Source organism: Oribacterium sp. Sow4_G1_1 (assembly GCF_052116105.1).
Classification (GTDB): Bacteria; Bacillota; Clostridia; order Lachnospirales; family Lachnospiraceae; genus Oribacterium.
In genome coordinates, this window is sequence record NZ_JBQKLS010000005.1 from 140,380 (window position 1) to 154,798 (window position 14,419).

Consider the following 14,419-nt stretch of genomic DNA (forward strand, 5'->3'; position numbering starts at 1 on the left):
AAGGTACGATTGATGAATGAATTTCAGCAGATGATTAATAGGGCAGACAGTATCTGCATCCTGGGCCATACGAACCCGGACGGGGACTGTCTCGGCTCAACCCTGGGCACGAAGCATTATATTCTGAATCAGTATCCTGATAAGAAGGTGAATGTTTACCTGCAGATTGCAAACGAAAAGTATGATTTCCTTCCGGGCATCGATACCATCGTGCATACACCTTCCGATCGGAAGTATGATCTCTGTATTATCTGTGACTGTAACGGCTATGATCGTGTCGGCGATTTCCGAAGCCTCGCAGAGAATGCGAAGGAGCTGTTTGTGGCGGATCATCACGTTCCGGGCGCACAGCAGTTCCCGCATGGCTCCATCCGCCCGGATGCTTCGAGTGCCTCCGAGGTCGTCTATGATCTGATGGATACGAGCTACATCGATGCAAAGGTAGCCGAGTGCCTCTATCTCGGCATCGCACATGATACCGGCATCTTCAAGTACAGCTGCACTTCGCAGCATACGATGGAAATCGCCGGCTTCCTGATGGCGAAGGGCATCGATTTCTGCCGGATCGTCGACGACAGCTACTATACGAAAACCTATGCACAGCAGCAGGTACTTGGTCGCGTACTGATGGAAAGCCTGATGCTGATGGATCATCGCTGTATCGCCGGCTGGCTGACCTGTACGGATATGAAGTTCTACCAGGTCACCTCCCGGGATGTAGACAGTGTCGTCAGCACCATGCGGGAGACGAGAGGCATCGACTGTGCGATGTTCATGTATGAAATGAGCAATCAGAACTTCAAGGTCAGTCTCCGGAGTAATAATAACCAGCTGGATGTAGCGAAGGTGGCGATGACCTTCGGTGGTGGTGGCCACAAAATGGCCGCCGGCTGTACACTTCAGGGCTCCTACCATGATGTGATGAACAACATTACGAAGGAGCTTTCGAAGCAGATGGATGCACCGGATTTCGTATCCAATCGGCTTTAAGGGAACTATGGACGGAATTATCAATGTTTATAAAGAGAAGGGCTGGACGAGCTTCGACGTCACGAAGAAGCTTCGTGCCATCCTTCATGAAAAGAAAATAGGACATACCGGCACCCTCGACCCGATGGCCGAGGGTGTACTGGTGATCTGTGCCGGCACGGCGACGAAGCTGGTCTCCTCGATCGAAGCGACGGAAAAGGTCTATGAGGCGGAGATGAAGCTCGGCATCCTGACCGATACCGAGGATACGACCGGAACGATTCTCAGCGAGCATCCGGTCGATATCAGCGAAGAGGAGCTCCGCGCAGCCGCGCAGAGCTTCGTCGGCTCTTATGACCAGATTCCGCCGATGTACAGTGCGAAAAAGGTGAACGGACAGAAGCTCTACGACCTCGCCCGGCAGGGAAAGGTCATCGAGCGGAAGCCGAACCGCATCACCATCCACGACATCACGGTCGACAGCATTGACCTCCCATACGTACGGATGACCGTCACCTGCTCGAAGGGCACCTATATCCGTACACTGATCAAGGATATCGGGGAGAAGCTCGGCTGTGGTGCCGCGATGTCTGCACTGAAGCGTACACGTGTCGGTCAGTTCTCGATCTCCGACAGCCGGACCATCGAGGAGATCGCCGGTTATGAGGCGCGGGGCGAGCTGATCCGTATCGTGAAGCCACCGATGTACGTCCCGGAGGCGGCGGTCGTTTCCTTCGGAAAGTTCGACGGCAGCCATCTCGGGCACCAGCTCATCTTCGAAAACATGTTCCGTATCGCGAAGGAAAAGCACCGGAAGACGGCGCTCCTGACCTTCAGCGCAAATCCGACGGACGTCCTCACCGGCGTCCGTCAGGATACGATTTCGAGCAGCGAAGAGCACCTGACACGCCTTCGGAACCTCGGCTTCGACTATGTCTTTTCCTATCCTGTGAACCAGGAGACCATGGGTGTCTCTGCGGAGGATTTCCTGCGCACCGTCCTGGTCGAGGGGATGCACGCGTCGGATATCGTCGTGGGCACGGACTGTTCCTTCGGGTATAAGGCGCAGGGTACTGCCGCGCTCCTCGAAGCACGTGCACCGAAGTACGGCTACGCGGTCCATGTGATTCAGAAAAAGGAAGTCCTCGATGAGAACGGACAGGAGCGCGAGATCTCCAGCAGCTTCATCCGCGAGGAGATCGAGAAGGGCAATGTCGAAAAGGCCGCCGAACTGCTCGGCCGTCATGTAGCGCTGAGCGGCACCGTGATGCGCGGAAAGGAGATCGGCGCGTCGATCGGCTTCCCAACCGCGAATATCCTCCCGAAGGAAGGAAAGCTGAATCCGAAGCCGGGCGTCTACATCACCCGTGTCCTGATCGGGCAACAGCTGTATCGTGGCATGACGAACGTCGGAAATAACCCGACCATCGCCGACGATAATCCGACCTCCATCGAGACCTATATCCTCGATTACCATGGCGACCTGTATGGAAAGAAGATCCGCGTCGAGTTTATGACCCGGCTTCGTGACCAGCATAAGTTCGCCTCGATCGACGAGCTGAAGGCGCAGCTCCAGAGGGATGTCGCAGCCACGGCAGCCTGGCCGATGGAGCTCGACCCGGGCAGGCTGAAATAACACGAAAAAAGACGGTATTTCGCTCAATGGGCGATTGACAAGCCGTGGCACTTCTGTTAAAGTACATTCGTATGCGCGTTGGCATGGTTGCGCGGAACTCCATCCGGCAGCTCTGTTAACGTAAGTCGTCACCATGCGTGACATAGTTTAACATCAGGAGGATTTACCATGATTTCCAAGGAGAAAAAGACAGCGATCATCGAGCAGTACGGCCGTAAGGCTGGTGACACAGGTTCACCAGAGGTTCAGATCGCCATTCTGACTGCACGTATCAACGAGCTCACTGAGCACCTTAAGAAGAACCCGAAGGATCACCACTCAAGACGTGGTCTTCTCATGATGGTTGGTCAGAGAAGAGGCCTTCTTGCTTACCTTCAGAAGAACGATCTGGACAGCTACAGATCCCTCATCGAGAAGCTCGGCATCAGAAAGTAATCTAAAACTCATAAAGAAAAAGGGCGGAGATACTTTTCTCCGTCCTTTTTTTATACTATAATCGTATGGACTATGTGCCTTTCTGCGATCGTGCACATGGATTTATCGAAATCATCGACAGGGAAGTATCCGAGACCACTGATGAGGCCCGGTTTTCAGCAGGAGCCCGACCCGCACGAAAAGGGAGCCTGATCAGTGTTTTTGGACCTCCCTGTCTATATAAAAGGAGGTACGAATGTACAAGAGTTATTCAATGGAACTCGCCGGCAGAACACTGACCGTCGATATCGGCCGTGTATGTGCCCAGGCAAATGGTGCAGCACTGATGCACTATGGTGATACGACCGTTCTGTCCACCTGTACCGCATCGGCACAGCCACGTGACGGTATCGATTTCTTCCCGCTCCAGGTGGAGTATGAGGAGAAGATGTATGCCGTAGGACAGTTCCCGGGTGGATTTAAGAAGAGAGAGGGCCGCGCAAGCGATAATGCGATCCTCACCTCCCGTGTCATCGATCGTCCGATGAGACCACTCTTCCCGAAGGATTTCCGTAACGATGTTCTGCTCGACAACCTCGTGATGTCCGTCGATCAGGACTGCTCACCAGAGCTTCTTGCGATGCTTGGTTCTTCCCTGGCAACCGCGATTTCCAACGTTCCATGGGATGGTCCATGCGCTTCCACACAGGTCGGCATGATCAACGGTGAGTTCATCATCAACCCGACCAACGCAGAGAAGACCGTATCCGATCTTAACCTGACCGTTGCTTCCACCCGTGATAAGGTGATCATGATCGAGGCCGGTGCAAACTGCATCTCCGATGATCAGATGATCGAGGCCATCTACAAGGCAGATGAGATCAACAAGCAGATCATCAGCTTCTTCGATTCCATCATCGCCGAGTGTGGTAAGGAGAAGACTCCGTATGAGAGCTATGCGGTTCCGCAGGCGCTCTTCGATAAGATCAAGTCCATCGTTCCAGAGGCGGAGATGGAGAACGCGGTATTCACCGATGATAAGCAGCAGCGTGATGCCAACATGGCCGAGGTGACCAGAAAGCTCGAGGAGGCACTCGCGGATGACGAGGATGCCCTTCAGCAGCTTCCGGATGCTGTATATCAGTATGAGAAGAAGACTGTTCGTAAGATGATCCTGAAGGATCATAAGAGACCGGATGGTCGTAAGATCGAGGAGATCCGTCCGCTCGAGGCAGAGGTGGATCTGATTCCGAGAGTCCATGGCTCCGCGATGTTCAAGCGTGGCCAGACCCAGATCCTCGATATCGTCACCTTGGCACCTCTTTCCGAGGTTCAGAAGGTGGAGGGACTCAATGAGTACATCACCGAGAAGCGTTACCTTCACCAGTATAACTTCCCTGGCTACTCTGTCGGTGAGGCGAAGGCCAGCCGTGGACCGGGACGTCGTGAGATCGGTCATGGCGCACTCGCTGAGAGGGCACTGCTTCCGGTTCTTCCTTCCGTTGAGGAGTTCCCATATGCGATCCGTGCCGTATCCGAGACCATGGAGTCCAACGGTTCGACTTCGATGGGTTCGACCTGTGCATCCTGCCTGTCTCTGATGGCAGCCGGTGTTCCGATCAAGGAGCCGGTAGCCGGTATCAGCTGCGGTCTCGTAACCGGTGACACCGATGATGACTACATCGTACTGACCGATATCCAGGGTCTCGAGGACTTCTTCGGCGACATGGACTTCAAGGTAACCGGTACACATGAGGGCATCACCGCGATCCAGATGGATATCAAGATTCACGGTCTCACCAGAGACATCGTGACCGAGGCGATCCACAGAGCTCACGAGGCACGTCTCGTCATCATGGATGGCGTTATGAAGGATGCCATCGCCGCTCCGCGTGCCGAGCTTTCCGAGTACGCTCCGAAGATCATCACCATGCAGATCGATCCGCAGAAGATCGGTGATGTCATCGGTAAGCAGGGTAAGACCATCAACGGCATCATCGACGAGACCGGTGCAAAGATCGACATCGACGACAGCGGTATGGTTTCCATCTCCGGCATCGATAAGAACGCGCTCGAGAAGGCGAAGAAGATCATCGAGTCGATCGTCAACGACATCGAGCCGGGTCAGGTACTGACCGGTAAGGTCGTTCGTATCATGAACTTCGGTGCCTTCGTACAGCTCAGCCCGAATAAGGATGGTATGGTACACATCTCGAAGCTGGCCGATGGTCGCGTTGATAAGGTAGAGGATGTGGTCAACATCGGCGACGAAGTAACCGTCAAGGTTCAGGAGATCGACAAGATGGGCCGTATCAATCTCACCATGCGTCCACAGGATCTGAGAGACTAAGGAGTTCTATATTATGAAAATCAGAACGAGATATGCACCATCCCCGACCGGAAGGATGCATGTAGGTAACCTTCGTACCGCACTCTACGCCTACCTCATCGCGAAGCATGAGGGTGGTGACTTCCTCCTCCGTATCGAGGATACGGACCAGGAGCGCTTCGTTGAGGGTGCTGTCGAACTTATCAATGAAACCCTCGCCGATACCGGCCTGATCCCGGATGAGTCCCCGGATAAGCCGGGCGACTGCGGTCCGTACGTGCAGTCCGAGCGTCGTGCACAGGGCATCTATATGAAGTATGCGAAGCAGCTCGTCAATGAGGGCAAGGCATACTACTGCTTCTGCACGAAGGAGCGCCTGGAGTCGCTGAAGACCGTGGTCAACGGCGAAGAGATCATGCACTATGATAAGCACTGTCTCTCCCTCTCGAAGGAAGAAATCGAGGCAAACCTCGCTGCCGGCATGCCATATGTCATCCGTCAGAACAACCCGACCGAGGGCACAACGACCTTCCACGACGAGCTCTACGGAGACGTCACCGTCGATAACGCCGAGCTCGATGATATGGTTCTTATCAAGTCCGACGGCTATCCGACCTATAATTTCGCCAATGTCATCGACGATCATCTGATGGGCATCACCCACGTCGTTCGCGGCAACGAGTATCTGAGCTCGAGCCCGAAGTACAATCGTCTCTATGAGGCCTTCGGCTGGGAGATTCCGAAGTATGTGCACTGTCCGCTGATTACGGATGAAAATCACAAGAAGCTCAGCAAGCGTTCAGGTCATGCTTCCTTCGAGGACCTGATCGATCAGGGCTTCGTGGCTGAGGCCGTCGTGAACTTCGTCGCCCTCCTCGGCTGGTCTCCGGAGGATAACGAGGAGATTATGTCCCTCCAGGACCTCATCGAGAAGTTCGACTATCACCGTATCTCGAAGAGCCCGGCGGTCTTCGACATGGAGAAGCTGCGCTGGATGGATGGCGAGTACATCAAGGCGATGGATTTCGATTCGTATTACGAGCGTGCGCTTCCATATATCCAGAAGATCATCACGAAGCCGCTCGATCTCCGTCACATCGCGACCATGGTGAAGACCCGTATCGAGATCTTCCCGGACATCAACGAGGAAATGATCGGCTTCTTCGAGACCCTTCCGAAGTACAGCACAGATCTCTATGTGAATAAGAAGTCGAAGACAACCCTTGAGAATTCGCTCGCGCTTCTCCGTGAGGTACAGCCGCTTCTCAGTGCGCAGGAGGATTTCTCCAACGACGCACTGTTCGAGCTGCTTTCCGCATATGGTAAGGAGAAGGGCTACAAGACCGGCTTCGTCATGTGGCCGATCCGTATCGCGCTTTCCGGTCGTCAGATGACCCCGGCCGGTGCGACCGAGATCATGGAGGTCCTCGGTAAGGAGGAGTCCCTCCAGCGTATCGCTGAGGGCATCCGTCGCCTCGAGGCGTAAGACATATCGCTCCATATATCGGAGCGACACGTGCGGCAGATGTGTCCGCTGCATACGCTGATATGCGTATCGCATCCACATATAGCTGCAGAAAATATGGTCGCTTGGACGACTATAGGAGATTTCAGAAACCCATGGTAGAATACTGCCATGGGTTTTTCTATCGATCAGAAACGGGCAATCGAACACAGAGACGGGCCGGCGATGGTGCTGGCCGGACCAGGCTCCGGGAAAACGACGGTGATCACGCACCGCATCCTGCAGCTGATCCGGAGCGGCGTGCGCCCGGAGGACATCCTCGTCATCACCTTCACGAAGGCCGCGGCCCTCGAGATGGAGAGCCGCTTTCGGAAGCTCTACCTCGAGGAGCAGCTGAAGCAGCGGCTGGGGGACGCCTACGAAGCAGAAGCCGGGCATCGTCCGGCTTTTTCGTCCGCTGAGGATGCGCGCCTCCCGGGCAGCCTGTGCGATGCCGACGGCCAGGTGAACTTCGGCACCTTCCACTCGATCTTTTTCTTCATCCTCCGCATCCGCTATCACTTTTCGTATAAAAACATCCTGAGCGAACGGACGCAGTCGCAGATGCTGCGTGAAATCGCGGAGGCCATCGGTATCGACTGCAGCTATGATCAGGACTTTCTGCGTCTTCTGATCGGCGAGATCTCGCGTTTCAAGGGGAGCGGAAAGCTGCTCTCGGAATTTGATTCGAACCTGCTTTCGAACGAGCAGTTCACGGCCCTCATGCTGCGTTACCAGGAGAGCCTGGGGCAGCAGCGCCTCGTGGACTTCGATGATATGCTCCTTCGCTGTCGTCAGCTCTTCCGCGACGAGCCGGCGGAGCTTCGTCGCTGGCAGGAGAAGTACCACTATGTCATGGTCGATGAGTTCCAGGATATTTCGCCTCTTCAGTATGAAATCGTGCGCATGCTTGCCCTGCCGGAAAACAATCTCTTCATCGTCGGGGATGACGACCAGTCGATCTACGCCTTCCGGGGCTCGGATCCCGGCATCATGCTCGGCTTCGAGCGCGATTATCCAGGTGCGGCACGCATCACACTCTCCAATAACTACCGTTCGCACGAGGAAATCGTCACATTTTCGGCGCAGGTCATCGCCCGGAACGAACATCGCTTCCCGAAGGAAATCACAGCCGTACAGGGGCCGGGTGGACGCGCACTGCGTTATCAGGCGCCCGACACGCTGCAGGAGTATGCGCTCGTGCTGAAGAACATCCGGGAGGAGCTCGCGCGCGGGATCCCACCGGAGCGGATCGCCGTTCTGTTCCGTACCCAGACCCTGGCGCGTCCGCTGATCTCCGAATTTGTACGGCTGCAGCTTCCGTATACAACGCGAGATCATACGAAAAATCTCTATGACAGTACGGTGGCGCAGGACATCCTCGCCTATATCCGGCTCGCCCTCGGCATGGGCACCCGCCGGGACTTCCTCCGCATCATGAATAAGCCGAACCGCTATATCTCGCGGGAGGCCGTCCGGGATCGGGCGATGGATTTCGAGAAGCTCCGGCGCTACTACCGCGATAAGCGCGGGATGGACGTGATTCTCGACCGCTTCGTAGAGGATTTAAAGGCCATCCGTGCCCTGCCATCCGAAGCTGCGGTCATCTACATTGGTCTGCGCGTGGGGTATATCAGCTACCTGGAGGATCGTGCCCGCGAAAATCATACGGAGCTGGACGGCGTTCATGCTATAATGGATGCGCTGGAGCTGTCCGCGCGGCAGGAGCCGGATAAGCGGAAGTGGCTCAGCTATGCGGAGAACTACGGGGAGGAGCTGAAGCGGGCAGCTGCCCGAAACGAGGCGGGGCGAGGTATACGGCTCATGACCTTCCATGGCAGTAAGGGGCTCGAGTTCGATATCGTCCATATCATCGACGCGACGGAGGGCGTGACACCGTATACGAAGGCGGTCACGGCGGCGCAGATCGAGGAGGAGCGACGGGCCTTTTATGTCGCCTGTACGCGGGCGAAGAAAGAACTTCACATTTATTTCACAGAGAGTCGCTATGCTAAAAAATGCAGCCCGAGCCGCTTTCTGCTGGACGGGCTGTCGGATGTGAAGCCGAAGCACGATGGCTGGGTGCGCTCGCTTCCGGAGATTTTCCGGAGACGAAGGAGCTGAACCATGGCGGAAGCATCACCGGCATCACGATCCCTGAGGCGGATGAGCGCGCCGAAGGAGCAGAATACGCGTGCATGAAATAGTAAGAGGTAGGAAGATGGATAGATTAAAAGTACTGGTCGTCGATGATGAAGAGCGGATGCGGAAGCTGATTTCCGATTTCCTGAAGATCAAGGGCTATGAGACCGTGGAGGCCGGTGACGGCGAGGAAGCGATCGACGTCTTTTTCGCAGATAAGGAGATCGCACTCATCATCCTCGATGTGATGATGCCGAAGATGGATGGCTGGGAGGTGCTGAAAACTGTGCGGGAGCACAGTAAGGTGCCGGTCATCATGCTGACGGCGCGCACGGAGGAGACGGACGAGCTGAAGGGCTTCGAGTACGGTGCCGATGAGTATATCTCGAAGCCGTTTTCACCGAAGATCCTGGTGGCCCGTGTTGAGGCGATCCTTCGCCGCTCCGGCGTGAACCAGGATGAGGTCGTACGTGTCGGCGGTATCGAGGTCGATAAGTCGGCACACTCCGTGAAGATCGATGGAAAGGAAATCGAGCTCAGCTTCAAGGAGTATGAGCTTCTGCTCTACTTCATCGAAAACAAGGGCATCGCGCTGTCCCGCGAAAAGATTCTCAATAACGTCTGGAACTATGATTACTTCGGAGATGCCCGGACGATCGACACGCATGTGAAGAAGCTGCGTGCGAAGATGGGTACGAAGGGTGATTATATCAAGACCGTCTGGGGCATGGGCTATAAGTTCGAAGTGGAAGAGAAGGCATGAAAAAGCAGAATCGTTTTAAAAGCAGTATCAAATGGCGCTTCACCGGTATTTTTATGGGTCTCATCGCAGTGCTGCTCATCGCCATTCTGATGGCAAATTCCTTCTTTTTGGAAGGCTCCTACACGATGCAGAAGGTCAGCACCCTGGAGAACGCCTACTCGACCCTCGATGCAATGCTGGGAAGCAGCACGGATACAGACGACCGCGTCGGTCAGCTGTTTCCGAGCAACTACGATACCTCGAATCCTCAAACAGAAACACCGGCGACAACGTATCTGAAGTCACTCTCAGAGACGAGTAATGTCAGCGTCATCATCATTGACACGCAGACGGATCGGGTATTCTCGACCTTCGGCGATTTGAATCGTCAGTCCCAGAAGCTGAATCGGTATATTTTCGGAAACCGTTTCGGTGAGAAGGGAAAGATCCTTGCGAGCTTTGATAATTATATCATCGAGCGGAACCGCGACCAGAACAGTGGAAACCTCTACATAGAGAGCTGGGGATACTTTTCGGATAATACGACAACATTTATTATGTCGATGCCGATTTCCAGCCTGCGCGAGTCGGTATCCTTCTTTAACCGTTTCCTCCTGATCATCGGCATCTGTGCGATGGTGATCGGCTCCATCATCGTTTACTTCATGAGTCGTGAAATCTCAAAGCCGATCAACGAGATCGCCAGCCTAAGTGAGAAGATGTCGAGACTGGACTTCACAACACGTTATACCGGCTGCCGCTGTGATGAAATCGGTGTACTCGGTAATTCTATGAATGTGATGTCTGATAAACTGGAGAGCGCCATCGCTGAGCTCAAAACTGCAAATAACGAACTACAGTCGGATGTTCAGAACAAAACGAAGATCGCGGCGCGCCAGCAGGAGTTTATCGCCAATGTCTCCCACGAGCTGAAGACACCGATCGCGCTGATCCAGGGCTACGCGGAGGGACTCAATGAGGGACTTGCGGACGATCCGGCGGCACGGGAATACTACTGTGGTGTCATCGTGGATGAAGCGAAGCGTATGAATGTCATGGTGCATGAGCTTATGAACCTGAGCTCCATCGAGCAGGGAAAAGACCTGCCGGATTTTTCACTCTTCGATATCTCAAAAGTCGTCCATGGCGTCGTGACGAAATCGGAGATTCTGATTCGTCAGAAGGATGCACATGTTGAAATCGATATTCCGGAAGGCACGATGGTATGGGCAGATGAATTTAAAATCGAGGAGGTCATCACAAATTACCTCAACAACGCGCTCAACCATCTGCAGGAACCGAACAATATCAGCCTGTTTTCCGAAAAGGCGCTGAATGGCACGGTTTCCATCCATGTGTCAAACACCGGCAAGCCGATTCCGGAGGAGGACCTGCAGCAGATCTGGGAGAAGTTCTTCAAGGTGGACAAGGCGCATACCCGCTCCTATGGCGGCAGTGGCCTCGGCCTCAGTATCGTCAAGGCCATCATGGATTCCCACCACCAGAAGTGCGGTGTGAAGAATACACGGACCGGTGTGGATTTCTGGTTCACGCTCGATTCCGAGAAGAAAAGCTATAATTAAAAAATGATAACGGAGGAAAAACAGATGATGAATCCAGCAGCGATGATGAAGGTCGCAGGCCTTTTCAAGAAGTTCCAGGCAGATCACCCGAAGGTGGTCTCCTATGTCCAGCATTTTGTCTCGACCGGGATCCCGGAGGGCTCAGTGATCGAGATCACGATCACGAAGCCGGGTGAGCATCCGGTGACCACGAATTTCCGCGTCCTGCAGGACGACGTCGAGATGGTGGAAGCTCTGAAGAATATGCAGAAGTAATGAATGATCGACGGTAAAAGCCTTTGCCGACGGACGCGTCCGGACGGCAAGGGCTTTTACGTCCGATGAAACGCCCCTCAGGGCACCATAAGGGAAAGACAGGTTTTATGAAGATTGCCTACATGCTACGGGATCCGCTGGATCTCGTGTTTCTGTTTATCTATGTCATCGGCGTACTGGTGCTGATTTTCGCGGCGATGCAGTTCCTGCATGCCGTCCTCTATAAGGATACGAAGGCCCGGCGCGATGGGGTGCGGGCGCTCCTCCTCGGTATCAGCCTGCTCGCACCGCGCATCGTCTATCATCAGCTTCGCCTCGATGCCTCGGACTATAAAAAGGCCGTGACGACGGCTTACCAGAGCGAAGCCGATGCGATCCCGGAGACGGGCGACGGCTATACGCTCCTCGCGATCCAGCAGGGCGCTACAGATCCGGTCGCTGCGGACATCGTGGTGCTGTCCACAGCGCTCTATACACCGGAGGGTGCGCCGAACGCGGCTGGACTTGCGGTGCTGAAGGCCGTTTCAGAGCAGACACAGAAACAGAAGAGTGCCGTCGAGCTTCGTTATATCGCATTTAACGGAGAAGCGGATGTGCAGACGGGGGCACGAAACTACCTCGAGAGCCTCCCGGACGAAGAGAAGGCACGGGTGGTCGCCGACATCCAGGTCGGCGACATTGGCCATACAGACGCCGGCGCCTTTCAAATCGCCGTGAGCAACGGCCATGAAAATCCACTCACGGACCGGCTCGTGAAATCTGTGAAGCGGATGAGCGGGCAGAAGGCGACGATGCGCGTGGATAAGCTGTCGGATCATACGGCGTTCAGCATGGATGGCATCCCGGCGGCGATGCTCCTGCAGGAGGGTGGCGCGGATGCCTCTCGTGAAGACAGAAACACGGAAAGTGCCGGCACTGAACCGAAGCGTGGCGAAAGTGAACAGACAGGAAACCGCGTTCCGTCATCGAAGGATGAGGGCGATGCTCCGGAGATGGAGGAGCTCGCGAAGGCAGCGGCCATCGTCGGGGATACCGTGCAGGGGCTGATGCGGGAGAAGAGTGGCCGCTTCCGAACAGAAGTGGAGGCGACGCCGATGGACGTCCGTGCTGCAGGTGCCTTCCAGCCGCAGGTGGATGCATGGCCAGCCGGCACAGGGATCCCGGCGATCGAGCAGCAGCTCGGCACACGCCTGACGGATACCGGAAAAAGTGATGCAGACGGCTGCGAAATCTATACCGCCGCGCTGTACATCCTGCAGCAGGATGCGCCGGTCGCCGTCGAGGTACACGTGGCGACCACGCCGGAACGTGTGAAGCAGATCACGGTGGACACGTCCGCACTGGGGGTGGAGGAGGCCATGCTTCGTCCGATGCTGAGGAACTTCTTCGGTGAAGGAAGTGAAAAAAACACAGAAAACGGAAGCCATGAAACAGTCTTCCTTGATTCAAGTGCACAGGCGATGTATCATGTAAGTGCTACCACGGCACAGGAAACAGGTGCCGATGCGACAGTCAGTGGCGATACGCTCTCGATTACAGCGGCGTAAGCAGTCATCATATCATTCACAGGTGGCACACATATCCTCTGATGTCGGCTGCAGGACAAACCGTCCTGACCGCGATGGATATGTGTCAGCCACCTTTTTTGTACCGAAGAGGAACCCGCATGGAACTTGCACTCATCTCGGCCCGCCAGGTCGTCGTCTTTTTTATGCTGATTATGACAGGATATTTCGCGATCAAAGCGAAGGTACTGACACCGGAAGCGCGACATCACTTCTCCAGTCTGCTGGTATCGATCGTCGTACCCTGCATGCTCGTGAATTCCTATATCGCAGAATTTGATGCAGAGGTTTTTCACGGGATCGTCCTGGCGTTTATCCATTCCTTTATTCTGATTATGATCGGTCTCGTCATCGCTGTGCTGGCCGCACGACGAATGGGAAAGGATAATCGGGCGATTTTCGAATTTGCGATGATTTTTTCCAATGCCGGCTACATGGGCTTCCCGCTGATTCAGGCACTGTTCGGAAACGAAGGTCTCCTGTATGCCAGCAGCTACAACACCGTCTTCAATATCCTGATCTGGACCTATGGCTATGCGAGAGTCTCCGGTCAGACCGACGCGAAAAAGGTAGTGAACACGATCGTCCGTGCTCCTGCTATGATTGCAGTAGTCGTCGGCCTTGTGCTCTATCTTTTCCAGATTCCTGTACCTGAACTGATCCATCAGCCGATTTCACAGATTGGTGGGCTGAACACTCCGATCAGTATGATGATCACCGGTATGATACTCGCAGGCTCTGAGCTTTCGAAGGTGATCCGGGACAGAGCCGTTCTCGCCATCATCGGCATTCGCCTGATACTGATTCCGGCGGTATGCCTGCTGATTTATGGCTTCCTGCATATCAGCTTCGGCATGGCCTCCGAGGTCGTCCTGCTGCTCGAAGCCTGTCCGTGCGCCGCCATCAGTACGGTTTTCGCCGTGCAGTTCCACTATGATGAAGAGAAGGTCGCCGGTGCCGTCATCCTGTCCACCGTGCTCAGTATCCTGACCCTGCCGGTGATGGCCTATATCATCACAACACTGCTGTAATACCGTCCGCTGTACATGTGTACGACGATCTGTCGCGGTACTTCTGACGGACATCGAATCATATTCTGCTTGTGGCGTGAGAGAGCCACCTGTCAGACGGGTGGCTCTTTTGCTGAAAAAATCCCCGAACCGACATACTGATATGCTACCCCTAAGTAGGACATTGAAAAATGAAACCTACTTGGGGGTATTGTTATGTCCAGGAAAAGTAAGATAGACCCAGTACTCAAGATAAAAGCAGTTGAAGAT

The 14,419-nt window shown here is 54.7% G+C and carries 11 protein-coding genes; all 11 read left to right on the forward strand.

All coding sequences use genetic code 11. From position 1 onward, the window contains the following. The first annotated feature begins 12 nt into the window (after nt 1-12). The 11 genes from ACTQ52_RS05360 (at nt 13) to ACTQ52_RS05410 (ending at nt 14,170) form a co-directional block, all read left to right on the forward strand. On the forward strand, nt 13-990 hold the full coding sequence (locus ACTQ52_RS05360) for a DHH family phosphoesterase (protein WP_410042305.1): 978 nt from the start codon (nt 13-15) through the stop codon (nt 988-990). Nucleotides 991-997: 7 nt separating this feature from the next. Then, nucleotides 998-2,605: a bifunctional riboflavin kinase/FAD synthetase gene (locus ACTQ52_RS05365; RefSeq protein ID WP_410042306.1), complete on the forward strand. Its 1,608-nt coding sequence runs from the start codon at nt 998-1,000 to the stop codon at nt 2,603-2,605. A 168-nt stretch (nt 2,606-2,773) separates the two neighbouring features. Beyond that, nucleotides 2,774-3,040, forward strand: coding sequence for a 30S ribosomal protein S15 (rpsO, locus tag ACTQ52_RS05370; protein ID WP_410042307.1), 267 nt, complete (start codon nt 2,774-2,776; stop codon nt 3,038-3,040). A gap of 235 nt (nt 3,041-3,275) precedes the next feature. After that, entirely contained in the window at nt 3,276-5,369 is a 2,094-nt protein-coding gene (locus tag ACTQ52_RS05375) for a polyribonucleotide nucleotidyltransferase (protein WP_410042308.1), read from the forward strand. 10 nt (nt 5,370-5,379) lie between these two features. After that, nucleotides 5,380-6,834 carry a glutamate--tRNA ligase gene (gene gltX, locus ACTQ52_RS05380; RefSeq protein WP_441981998.1) on the forward strand — a complete coding sequence of 485 codons (1,455 nt, stop codon included), beginning with the start codon at nt 5,380-5,382 and terminating at the stop codon, nt 6,832-6,834. Nucleotides 6,835-6,984: 150 nt separating this feature from the next. Further along, the gene (locus ACTQ52_RS05385) at nt 6,985-8,976 is read left to right on the forward strand and encodes an ATP-dependent helicase (RefSeq protein ID WP_441981992.1); all 1,992 of its coding nucleotides are present in this window, start codon (nt 6,985-6,987) and stop codon (nt 8,974-8,976) included. A gap of 97 nt (nt 8,977-9,073) precedes the next feature. After that, nucleotides 9,074-9,757 (forward strand): response regulator transcription factor, encoded by a 684-nt coding sequence (locus ACTQ52_RS05390; protein ID WP_441226976.1) that lies wholly within the window; start codon nt 9,074-9,076, stop codon nt 9,755-9,757. After that, nucleotides 9,754-11,319, forward strand: a complete 1,566-nt coding sequence (locus ACTQ52_RS05395) for a HAMP domain-containing sensor histidine kinase (RefSeq protein WP_410042311.1) — start codon at nt 9,754-9,756, stop codon at nt 11,317-11,319. Before ACTQ52_RS05390 ends, ACTQ52_RS05395 begins: the two co-directional genes overlap by 4 nt. A gap of 24 nt (nt 11,320-11,343) precedes the next feature. After that, nucleotides 11,344-11,574, forward strand: coding sequence for a hypothetical protein (locus ACTQ52_RS05400; protein ID WP_410042312.1), 231 nt, complete (start codon nt 11,344-11,346; stop codon nt 11,572-11,574). A gap of 107 nt (nt 11,575-11,681) precedes the next feature. Then, entirely contained in the window at nt 11,682-13,121 is a 1,440-nt protein-coding gene (locus tag ACTQ52_RS05405; protein WP_441981993.1) for a M28 family peptidase, read from the forward strand. Nucleotides 13,122-13,240: 119 nt separating this feature from the next. Beyond that, a complete protein-coding gene (locus ACTQ52_RS05410; protein ID WP_410042314.1) occupies nt 13,241-14,170 on the forward strand; it encodes an AEC family transporter in 930 nt (309 codons plus the stop codon). Nucleotides 14,171-14,419: the final 249 nt, after the last annotated feature.

Coding starts and splice junctions, on each gene's coding strand:
- ACTQ52_RS05360 (WP_410042305.1), top strand. CDS start 13: ATGAATGAATTTCAGCAGATGATTAATAGGGCAGACAGTATCTGCATC.
- ACTQ52_RS05365 (WP_410042306.1), top strand. CDS start 998: ATGGACGGAATTATCAATGTTTATAAAGAGAAGGGCTGGACGAGCTTC.
- rpsO (WP_410042307.1), top strand. CDS start 2,774: ATGATTTCCAAGGAGAAAAAGACAGCGATCATCGAGCAGTACGGCCGT.
- ACTQ52_RS05375 (WP_410042308.1), top strand. CDS start 3,276: ATGTACAAGAGTTATTCAATGGAACTCGCCGGCAGAACACTGACCGTC.
- ACTQ52_RS05385 (WP_441981992.1), top strand. CDS start 6,985: ATGGGTTTTTCTATCGATCAGAAACGGGCAATCGAACACAGAGACGGG.
- ACTQ52_RS05390 (WP_441226976.1), top strand. CDS start 9,074: ATGGATAGATTAAAAGTACTGGTCGTCGATGATGAAGAGCGGATGCGG.
- ACTQ52_RS05395 (WP_410042311.1), top strand. CDS start 9,754: ATGAAAAAGCAGAATCGTTTTAAAAGCAGTATCAAATGGCGCTTCACC.
- ACTQ52_RS05400 (WP_410042312.1), top strand. CDS start 11,344: ATGATGAATCCAGCAGCGATGATGAAGGTCGCAGGCCTTTTCAAGAAG.
- ACTQ52_RS05405 (WP_441981993.1), top strand. CDS start 11,682: ATGAAGATTGCCTACATGCTACGGGATCCGCTGGATCTCGTGTTTCTG.
- ACTQ52_RS05410 (WP_410042314.1), top strand. CDS start 13,241: ATGGAACTTGCACTCATCTCGGCCCGCCAGGTCGTCGTCTTTTTTATG.